At 71.2% G+C, this 6871-nt stretch carries 5 protein-coding genes and 1 pseudogene; 5 read left to right on the top strand and 1 reads right to left on the bottom strand.

The features are described from left to right. The 4 genes and pseudogenes from ABD207_RS08075 to ABD207_RS08060 form a co-directional block, all read left to right on the top strand. Positions 1-549: pseudogene (locus ABD207_RS08075) on the top strand (mannose-6-phosphate isomerase, class I); the annotation flags it as partial. A 145-nt stretch (positions 550-694) separates the two neighbouring features. Then, the gene (locus ABD207_RS08070; RefSeq protein ID WP_344011187.1) at positions 695-1675 is read left to right on the top strand and encodes a cation diffusion facilitator family transporter; all 981 of its coding nucleotides are present in this window, start codon (positions 695-697) and stop codon (positions 1673-1675) included. Between the two features lie 403 nt (positions 1676-2078). Then, entirely contained in the window at positions 2079-3536 is a 1458-nt protein-coding gene (gene ahcY, locus ABD207_RS08065; protein WP_344011186.1) for an adenosylhomocysteinase, read from the top strand. Positions 3537-3644: 108 nt separating this feature from the next. Further along, the gene (locus ABD207_RS08060) at positions 3645-4259 is read left to right on the top strand and encodes a hypothetical protein (protein WP_344011185.1); all 615 of its coding nucleotides are present in this window, start codon (positions 3645-3647) and stop codon (positions 4257-4259) included. 24 nt (positions 4260-4283) lie between these two features. Here the strand turns inward: ABD207_RS08060 and ABD207_RS08055 are convergent, their stop codons facing one another. Beyond that, a complete protein-coding gene (locus ABD207_RS08055; protein ID WP_344011184.1) occupies positions 4284-5426 on the bottom strand; it encodes an RDD family protein in 1143 nt (380 codons plus the stop codon). Positions 5427-5586: 160 nt separating this feature from the next. On the opposite strand from ABD207_RS08055, the gene ABD207_RS08050 reads away from it, so the two are divergent. Further along, a complete protein-coding gene (locus ABD207_RS08050; RefSeq protein WP_344011182.1) occupies positions 5587-6594 on the top strand; it encodes a stage II sporulation protein M in 1008 nt (335 codons plus the stop codon). Positions 6595-6871 lie beyond the last annotated feature (277 nt).

Genomic DNA, 6871 nt, shown 5'->3' with positions numbered 1-6871 from the left:
GCCTGCGACCGCCTCGGCGGCGACCTGGCCCCCTACGCCGTCATCGCCCACCACTACCCGGGCGACCCCGGCGTCATCGCCGCGATGCTCCTCAACCACGTCCGGCTCCAGCCCGGCGAGGCCCTCTACCTCGGCGCCGGCGTCCCCCACGCCTACCTCAGCGGCCTCGGCGTGGAGATCATGGCCAACTCCGACAACGTGCTGCGCTGCGGCCTCACCCCCAAGCACGTCGACGTGCCCGAACTGCTGCGCATCGTCCGCTTCGAGGCCGGCGACCCCTCGGTGCTGCGCCCGGAGGCCACACCCGACGGCGAGGAGGTCTACGACACCCCCACCGACGAGTTCCGGCTCTCCCGCTACGTCCTGCCCGCGGGCGGCGCCATATACGACCTGACCCGCGAATCCCCGCAGATCCTGCTGTGCACCGCCGGCACCGTCCGGGCCGGCGAACACGAGCTGACGCCGGGCCAGTCCGTGTTCGTCGCGGCGGGCGAGAAGGCCGAAGTGTCCGGCACCGGCACGCTCTTCCGGGCCACCGTCGTCGCCTGACCGCCCGCTGATCCGGACCTGACGCGCCGGTGCTGCGGCGGGCTGCAACAATGGCCCACCGTCACAGGACGGTTCACGCCCCGAGCGGTCGCACGCGCCCGCCCCGGGGCCGGGAAAGCGGCGTACGAAGGGACAACGCGGACACATGAGCGCGTCAGGCGGCACCAAGGCGATCGTGGCGGCACTCGCCGCGAACCTCGCGATCGCGGTATCGAAGTTCGTGGCGTTCCTCTTCAGTGGCTCCTCGTCGATGCTCGCCGAGTCCGTGCACTCGGTCGCCGACTCCGGCAACCAGGCACTGCTGCTGGTCGGCGGCAAGAAGGCCCAGCGCCAGGCCACCCCCCAGCACCCCTTCGGCTACGGCCGGGAGCGCTACATCTACGCGTTCCTGGTCTCCATCGTGCTCTTCTCGGTCGGTGGCATGTTCGCCCTCTACGAGGGCTACGAGAAGATCAAGCACCCGCACGAGCTGGAGCACTGGTACTGGCCCGTCGGCGTGCTCGTCTTCGCGATCATCGCCGAGGGCTTCTCCTTCCGCACCGCCATCAAGGAGTCCAACGCCCTGCGCGGCCGCCGCTCCTGGAAGGAGTTCGTCCGCCACGCCAAGGCCCCCGAGCTGCCCGTGGTCCTGCTGGAGGACCTCGGCGCCCTCGTCGGTCTGATCCTCGCCCTCGGCGGTGTCGGCCTCGCCCTGCTCACCGGCGACAGCCTCTGGGACGGCATCGGCACCCTGTGCATCGGCGTGCTGCTCATCCTGATCGCCCTCGTCCTGGCCGCCGAGACCAAATCGCTGCTGCTCGGCGAGTCCGCGGGCGCCGAGGAGACCGCGAAGATCGAGGCGGCCATCGTCGACGGCGACACCGTGACCCGCATCATCCACATGCGCACCCTCCACCTCGGCCCGGAGGAGCTGCTGATCGCCGCCAAGATCGCCGTCCGGCACGACGAGACCGCAGCGGAGATCGCCGCCGCCATCGACGCCGCCGAGGCCCGCATCCGCGAGGCCGTCCCGATCGCCCGCGTCATCTACCTCGAGCCCGACATCTACAGCGAGGCCGAGGTCGCCAAGGGCCCCGACCCGGAGGCCACCCCCGGCGGTCCCGGCCCGGAGACCGCAGGCCACTGACGCACCGGAGGTCCGGCCCTGACGGCACCGGAGGCCGGGCCCTGACGGCACCGGAGGCCCGGCCGCCCGTACGGCAGGCGGCCGCCTCCCGCACGGAAGACGGCGGCCTCCTTCGCCGGCCCCCCGTGCCCCAAGGGCCCGACCGGGGCCGGCCCCAGATGGCCGGAAGTGTTCCCGGGCGGACTGGGGATCGCAGGCGGCTCCGGTGTAGCTTGGGACGGAGCCAGACGTCGCTGCTGATGGCGGTCGGGCGGTCCACTGCGGCCGGCCGAGGGAGAGAGGGCCTCCGACGGACTGCGCTGCGCGTACGCGGGCATGCCTGTGCCCTCTTTCGGGCACCCCTGTGTCCGCCGCCGCGCAGACCAGCCAGACCACCTCGACCCAACCCGAGGAGCAGCTCGCAATGACGACTGTCGAGAACCGACAGGACTTCAAGGTCGCCGACCTCTCCCTGGCCGAGTTCGGCCGCAAGGAGATCACCCTCGCCGAGCACGAGATGCCGGGCCTGATGGCGATCCGCAAGGAGTACGCCGAGGCCCAGCCCCTCGCCGGCGCCCGCATCACCGGCTCCCTGCACATGACCGTGCAGACCGCCGTCCTGATCGAGACCCTGGTCGCCCTCGGCGCACGGGTCCGCTGGGCCTCCTGCAACATCTTCTCCACCCAGGACCACGCCGCGGCCGCCGTCGCCGTCGGCCCCGACGGCACGCCCGACAACCCGCGGGGCGTCCCCGTCTTCGCCTGGAAGGGCGAGACGCTGCAGGAGTACTGGTGGTGCACGGAGCAGGCGCTGACCTGGCCGGACAGCCCCACCGGCGGCCCCAACATGATCCTCGACGACGGCGGCGACGCCACCCTCCTCGTCCACAAGGGCGTCGAGTACGAGAAGGACGGCAAGGTCCCCTCGCCCGACACCGCCGAGTCCGAGGAGCACCGCGTCATCCTCGAACTGCTCACCCGCACCCTGAGCGAGAACCCGCAGAAGTGGACGCAGCTCTCCTCCGAGATCCGCGGCGTCACCGAGGAGACCACCACCGGCGTCCACCGCCTGTACGAGATGCAGCGCGAGGGCACCCTCCTGTTCCCGGCGATCAACGTCAACGACGCCGTCACCAAGTCGAAGTTCGACAACAAGTACGGCTGCCGCCACTCCCTGATCGACGGCATCAACCGCGCCACCGACACCCTGATCGGCGGCAAGACCGCCGTCGTGTGCGGCTACGGCGACGTCGGCAAGGGCTGCGCCGAGTCGCTGCGCGGCCAGGGCGCCCGCGTGATCGTCACCGAGATCGACCCGATCTGCGCCCTGCAGGCCGCCATGGACGGCTACCAGGTCACCACCCTCGACGAGGTCGTCGAGACCGCCGACATCTTCATCACCACGACCGGCAACCGGGACATCATCATGGCCTCGGACATGGCCAAGATGAAGCACCAGGCGATCGTCGGCAACATCGGCCACTTCGACAACGAGATCGACATGGCCGGCCTCGCCAGGGTCCCCGGCATCGTCAAGGACGAGATCAAGCCGCAGGTCCACAAGTGGACCTTCCCCGACGGCAAGGCGATCATCGTCCTGTCCGAGGGCCGCCTGCTGAACCTGGGCAACGCCACCGGCCACCCGTCGTTCGTGATGTCCAACTCCTTCGCGGACCAGACCCTGGCCCAGATCGAGCTGTTCACCAAGCCCGACGAGTACCCGACCGGCGTCTACGTGCTGCCCAAGCACCTCGACGAGAAGGTCGCCCGGCTCCACCTCGACGCCCTCGGCGTGAAGCTGACCAAGCTCCGCCCCGAGCAGGCCGAGTACATCGGCGTGAAGGTCGAGGGCCCGTACAAGCCGGACCACTACCGCTACTGAGCCCGCGGCAGCAGGTTCTTCGAGGCAGGCCCCCGCACCCCCGTGCCGGGGGCCTGCCCCATGGACGGACCAGGCGACCGGTTCAGCCCGTCACGACTCAGGACCCTCATGCCCCGCGGCCGCTATTCGCTCCACGATCCGCACGACCACACCCCCCTCGCAGAAGAGCACTTCCACTGCGCCCCCGGCCCCTCCGGCTGGCGCTACGTCTCCCAGCTCACCGCCCCGTCCGGCGATCACCTGGGCTCGGTCGACCTCGCCCTGGACGAACTCGGCCGCCCCCTCCGCCTGGAACTCCACGCCGCCGACTGGCAGGTCCGCGGCGCCGCCCTCGACGGCGTCACCTGGGTCCGCACGGACCCCACGGGAACCCACGCCACGGAAGGCAATGTGCGCGCCCACGCCTTCACCGGCACGTCCCCCGCGTTCCTCGTCGCCACGACCCGTCTGCTGCGCCTCACCCCCTCGTCACCGGCCACCCGCGTACGCCTCGTCGCCTTCACCGATCCCGTGCTCGCCCCGCGCACCGTGGATCAGTCCTGGGCGCTGGTGAAAAGAGAAGCACACGCCACTGACAACGGCCCTCTGATCGTGGACGAATACCAGGTCACAGCCCTGGACACGGGCGAACGGCACAGCGTGCACATCGCCGGGGACGTCGTCCTTGCCGCCCCCGGCATCGAGCTGGAGGACCTGGAGACGCCCCCCTCGGTCTTCGACTGAACGCCGCCGCTTCGCCGTGTCCCGTCACACGGGCGGGACGAACCTCGTGGAGGCCTGCTCGTCCGCCGGCTCGGGCTGATGCTGGGTCTTCGGAGTTTCAGAGGCAGGCGACCCGGACGGCTGCGACGGGGACTGGGGCGCGGCGGGCGTTTGCGGAGCGGCGGGGCTCTGCGAGTCCGTCGGCCCCTGGGGCGCGGAGGGCGCGGACGGCCTCTGAGGCGAGGACCCCGTCACGTCCGCCGCAGGCGCAGGGACGGAAGAGGCGGGAGCCGAAGGGGGAGGGACGGACGGCGCAGGAACGGAAGGGGCAGGAGCCGAAAGGGGAGGAACCGAAGGCGCAGGAACGGAGGGGGACTGCCCCACTGCCGGGGACTGCCCCACCGCGGGGGACGGTCCTGCGGGGGACCGCCCCATCGCCCCGCCCCCGAAGGCCCGCCGGGCCTCCCGGGCCTGCCGCTCCTGCAGCACCGCGGCGAGATACGCCGCCGGCGGCACCCCCTGCGGCACCGGCGTTCCCGTACGCTCCGCGACATCCGCCGCCAGCCGCTCCGCCATCGACCAGCCCACCCGCGGATCGAGCTGCCGCATCCGGCCCAGGTACTGCCGGACGGCCAGCCACAGACTGTCCGGCACCGCCGACAGATCCAGCCCCGAGAACCGGCCGACCAGCCACGGCGGAGGCGGCGGCAGGAAGCCCGCCTGCCCCGCCGGCATCCGCTCCCGCACCACGAGCGTCCCGGCGAACACATCACCGAGCCGCCGTCCCCGTGCCGAGACGAGCGAGGCGATGCACGCCACCACCCCGAGCGTCATCAGGATCTCGATGACACCGATCAGACCCCGCACCAGAGCGTGCCGGAAACGGATCGGTCCGCCGTCGTCCCGCACCACCCGCAGCCCGCACGCCAGCTTCCCCAGCGACCGGCCATGGCTCAGCGTCTCCACCGCGATGGGCCCGCCCACCAGGATCAGCACGAAAGCCGAGAGGGATATCGCTGTCTGCGCGGCCTCGTCCAGGGAAGCGGTGGCCAGCACCAGCGCCACCGTCGCCAGCATGAAGACCACCATGGCGACCACCAGGTCGAGCAGCACGGCCAGCGCCCTGCTGGGCAGCCTCGCGGGCCGCAGCTCCAATGCCACGGCCTCGCCCGTCACCAGCTCACTCACGCATGCCGCCCTTCCCCTGCGATGATCCGAACACCGCCAGTCTGCCAAGCTGATGGCACATCGCACCGCAGTACGACCACCCGATCAACGCGATCACCGATCACCGGGGTCCGCAGACCGTGTCGATCGACCGAGACCGAGCCGAGGAGCAGGCACACAGATGGACCTCGACGTCTTCGTCTCCGCCCACCGCGTGGAGTGGGACCGCCTCGACGCCCTGCTCCGCCGCCAGCGCCTGCTCAACGGCGCGGAGGTCGACGAACTGGTCTCCCTCTACCAGCGCACCGCCACACACCTGTCGCTGATCCAGTCGGCGGCCCCCGACCCCCAGCTGACCGGCCGGCTCAGCCAGCTGGTGGCCCGCGCACGGGGCGCGGTGACCGGCACCCGACGAGCCTCCTGGCGGGACGTCACCCACTTCCTCACCCACAGCTTCCCGGCCGCCGTCTACCGCGCCCGCCGCTGGTGGGTGCCCACGGCCCTGCTGTCCACCGCCGTGGCGGTCCTGCTCGGCTGGTGGATCGGCACCCACCCCGAGGTGCAGGCCGCCATCGCCGCCCCCACCGAGCTGCGCGAGCTGACCCGCCCCGGAGGCCAGTACGAGACGTACTACTCCAGCCACCCGGCGGCCTCCTTCGCCGCCCAGGTGTGGACGAACAACGCCTGGGCAGCCGCCCTGTGCCTGGTCTTCGGGATCTTCCTCGGCCTCCCCGTCATCTGGATCCTCTTCCTCAACATGCTCAACCTGGGCGTCGGCTTCGGTCTGATGCACTCGGCGGGCCGGCTCGACGTCTTCCTCGGCCTCGTCCTGCCCCACGGGCTGCTGGAGCTGACCGCCGTCTTCGTCGCCGCCGGTACCGGACTGCGCCTCGGCTGGACCCTGGTCGACCCCGGCCCGCGCACCCGGCGCAGCGCCCTCGCCGAGGAGGGCCGGGCGGCGCTGGCCATGGCGATCGGCCTGGCCCTGGTCCTCTTCGTCGCCGGTGCCATCGAAGGCTTCGTCACCCCGTCCGGCCTGCCCACCTGGGCCCGCATCGGCATCGGAGTCCTGGCGGAGCTCGCGTTCCTCGCCTACGTCTTCGTCGTGGGCCGGCGGGCGGCTCAGGAGGGCGAGACGGGGGACCTGGACGCGGCCGAGCGCAGCGCGACCGTGCCGACCGCCGCCTGATGTGCAAACGGCGCCACTGAGCTGCTAGTCTCCTCTTCGCCCCACGGGAGCCGTTGACACGGGCCTCGCGGGGAGGTAGATTCAAACAGTTGCCTGGACAGGGGTTCGAACCCGACCGGCGGCCGTGAGCATCTGCTCCGCTTCTTGAGATCGAGATTTCGAAGAAGCTTCTCCCGACGCATCGGAAAATGATGGCCGGTCTGTACGGCCCGAAACTTCTGATAAAGTCGGGTGCGCCGGAAAGGGAAACGCGCAAGCGGAACCCGGAAAGGCACCG

The sequence above is a fragment of the Streptomyces thermospinosisporus genome, from assembly GCF_039526425.1.
Lineage (GTDB): Bacteria > Actinomycetota > Actinomycetes > Streptomycetales > Streptomycetaceae > Streptomyces > Streptomyces thermocarboxydovorans.
Note: the sequence above shows the minus strand (reverse complement) of the source record. Positions and strands in the feature narration are given on the sequence as shown.

Excerpts from the sequence above, each read along its gene's own strand:
- ABD207_RS08070 (WP_344011187.1), top strand. The coding sequence starts at position 695 with ATGAGCGCGTCAGGCGGCACCAAGGCGATCGTGGCGGCACTCGCCGCG.
- ahcY (WP_344011186.1), top strand. The coding sequence starts at position 2,079 with ATGACGACTGTCGAGAACCGACAGGACTTCAAGGTCGCCGACCTCTCC.
- ABD207_RS08060 (WP_344011185.1), top strand. The coding sequence starts at position 3,645 with ATGCCCCGCGGCCGCTATTCGCTCCACGATCCGCACGACCACACCCCC.
- ABD207_RS08050 (WP_344011182.1), top strand. The coding sequence starts at position 5,587 with ATGGACCTCGACGTCTTCGTCTCCGCCCACCGCGTGGAGTGGGACCGC.